Raw genomic sequence first — 2,006 nt, 5'->3', positions numbered from 1 at the left:
CGTGAACGACCACGTCGTGGGCGCGGTCGTCGCCGAGCTCGCCTGGCGGGACGCCCTCCGCGACGCCGGGACGAACTGGGCCGGAGCGGTCGGCGAACACCTGCGTGAAGCGGTCGGCGGTCACCCGCTGCTCGCCGAGCGGCTGGCCGCTTCGGGCGAGGTCGACGCCGAGCGGGAGAGCGAGCGGCGCTTCGCGTTCGCGCTCGACGTGCTGCTGGACGGTCTCGCCGCCCGCCGTCCCGGGAGCGGCGCACCTCCGGTCCGCTGAGCGGCGGCCTGCGGCACTCGGACGACCAGGTGGAACTACTTGAGCTGGTGGTCAACCTCATCAGGCGGCACGCCCCGGACGCGGCCATCGCGTTCAACAGCACCCCGGCCACCACCTATGAGGCCGCCGCCCGCCGGCTCGGCTGACCGCAGCGGACGGCCCGCCCACGTCGGCCGTGCGGGCCGGTCGGGCGGGCCGGTCGGGCGAGCAGGCCGGAGGTGCGGCCTTGGCGGCCGGTGCGGGCGGGGAATCGGGGGAGTGAAGTTCCGCCGCCGGGTGCGGGAGGCGTCCTGGGACGGTCGTCGAGACCGTCCCCGCGCGGTCAGGACGACCAGAGCAGCGTGGCGAGCTCGGCGTCGATGTCGATGAAGCGCGGCTCCTGCCCGGCGGGCACGACCTGGTAGGTGCGGTGCAGGAAGTCGGCGAGCGGGCTGAGCGGAGCCTCGAACAGCGCGTCGCCGAACGGCGAGCTGAGCGCGATGTCGAGGGTCTCGTCGTCGTCGGCCGAGGGCCAGACCGCGACGTCGCCGTCCCCGACCCGGCGCACGATGCCGACGGTGAGCAGCTCGCGCGCGAAGATCCACTCGACCGGCTCGTCGTCGCCGACGTAGAAGGCCATCCGGATCGCGTACGGGTCGTCGGCCGCATAGGACAGGCCGGCGAGCAGGGGCACGGTCGTGCGGTCGGGGACGACGAGTCGGAGGCCCAGCTCTGCTGAGACGGTGGTGCTGCTGCTGTTCATGGCCATTCCTTCGGACGTCGGTCCCGCGGTGCGCGCGGGCGTTGGGTGGGAACTTCACTCCTCTCACGGATGTCCCCGCGATCTATGACGCGTAACTGGGCCGAGTTGTGGGAACATTCCGCCGCCCCGTGTTCGTGTGACCAATATCACGTAAGAACATTGGGCGGCTGACCTGGGCAATTGGATCATTTCGTCCGGCCGGGTCGTTGTGTTCAAGGGACGGACCGCACTCGGCCCAGGTAACGGCGGGCCGGTCCGCCCCGGACCGGAAAACGGCCATGATCCGCATCTTGGCCGTCACCTCCTGACCTTGGGTAAAAGCGTGACTATTGACATGGAAAAGGATCGACCGGGCCGGATGCAGCGATTTCAGGCCCGTGTCCGGCGCAACCGCGCGACGCACCTCGCCTGGCGCGGGGGCGTGCTGGTCGTGGGCACCGCCGTCCTCGCCCTCGGCGTGGTCATGATGGTCACTCCCGGGCCCGGCATCCTCGGCATCGTCCTCGGCCTGGCGATCCTCGCCACCGAGTTCGCCTGGGCGCAGAACGCGCTGCGCCGCGCCCGCGCCTCCGCCGACAAGGCCAAGGAGAAGGCGCGCGAGAAGGCCCGCTCCCGGCGCTCCCGCCGCGGCGCGGCCGAGGACTGAGCCGCGTGCCCGCCGACTGAGCGGCTGTTTACCCAACCGGGTGCCCGACCTGGTCTTATGTCCGTGTCGGGCGGAAACGAGCCCCTTGTTGCCGCTCGTCTGGGGGACCTCGTGACCAGTTCGCCGTTCGGATCGTTCTTCGACGACCCCTTCCGGGGGTTCGACCTGCTCGGCGGCCGCGTCTTCGGCGGCGAGTCCTGGCCGCCCGCGCGGCCCGGCGTGCAGCGGGTGGACGTCGGCCGGCTGCTCAGCGAGCAGGGGCGGGAACTGCTGGTCCGGGCGGTGCAGAACGCCGGTGAGCGCGGCGCGCCCGACCTGGACACCCTCGACATGCTGAACGCCGCCGCGCA

General features: G+C 71.9%; 4 protein-coding genes. 3 read left to right on the top strand and 1 reads right to left on the bottom strand.

Annotated features, from left to right (window positions below):
* A partial coding sequence (locus AB0J52_RS38045; protein ID WP_500187851.1) for a TetR/AcrR family transcriptional regulator C-terminal domain-containing protein occupies positions 1–268 on the top strand: 268 nt, incomplete at its 5' end.
* Between the two features lie 322 nt (positions 269–590).
* On the opposite strand, the gene AB0J52_RS38040 is transcribed toward AB0J52_RS38045, so the two are convergent.
* Positions 591–1,010: an SsgA family sporulation/cell division regulator gene (locus AB0J52_RS38040; RefSeq protein ID WP_026413300.1), complete on the bottom strand. Its 420-nt coding sequence runs from the start codon at positions 1,008–1,010 to the stop codon at positions 591–593.
* Between the two features lie 358 nt (positions 1,011–1,368).
* On the opposite strand from AB0J52_RS38040, the gene AB0J52_RS38035 reads away from it, so the two are divergent.
* Together AB0J52_RS38035 and AB0J52_RS38030 are read left to right on the top strand one after the other, a co-directional pair.
* Positions 1,369–1,656 (top strand): PGPGW domain-containing protein, encoded by a 288-nt coding sequence (locus tag AB0J52_RS38035; protein WP_500187850.1) that lies wholly within the window; start codon positions 1,369–1,371, stop codon positions 1,654–1,656.
* 111 nt (positions 1,657–1,767) lie between these two features.
* A partial coding sequence (locus tag AB0J52_RS38030; RefSeq protein ID WP_500187848.1) for a hypothetical protein occupies positions 1,768–2,006 on the top strand: 239 nt, incomplete at its 3' end.

Origin of the sequence: Spirillospora sp. NPDC049652 (assembly GCF_040675125.1) — a bacterium.
Taxonomy (GTDB): Bacteria; Actinomycetota; Actinomycetes; order Streptosporangiales; family Streptosporangiaceae; genus Spirillospora.
The sequence above is the reverse complement of the archived record's forward strand: the minus strand, read 5'-3'. Positions and strand labels throughout refer to the sequence as shown.

Excerpts from the sequence above, each read along its gene's own strand:
- AB0J52_RS38040 (WP_026413300.1), bottom strand. The coding sequence starts at position 1,010 with ATGAACAGCAGCAGCACCACCGTCTCAGCAGAGCTGGGCCTCCGACTC.
- AB0J52_RS38035 (WP_500187850.1), top strand. The coding sequence starts at position 1,369 with ATGCAGCGATTTCAGGCCCGTGTCCGGCGCAACCGCGCGACGCACCTC.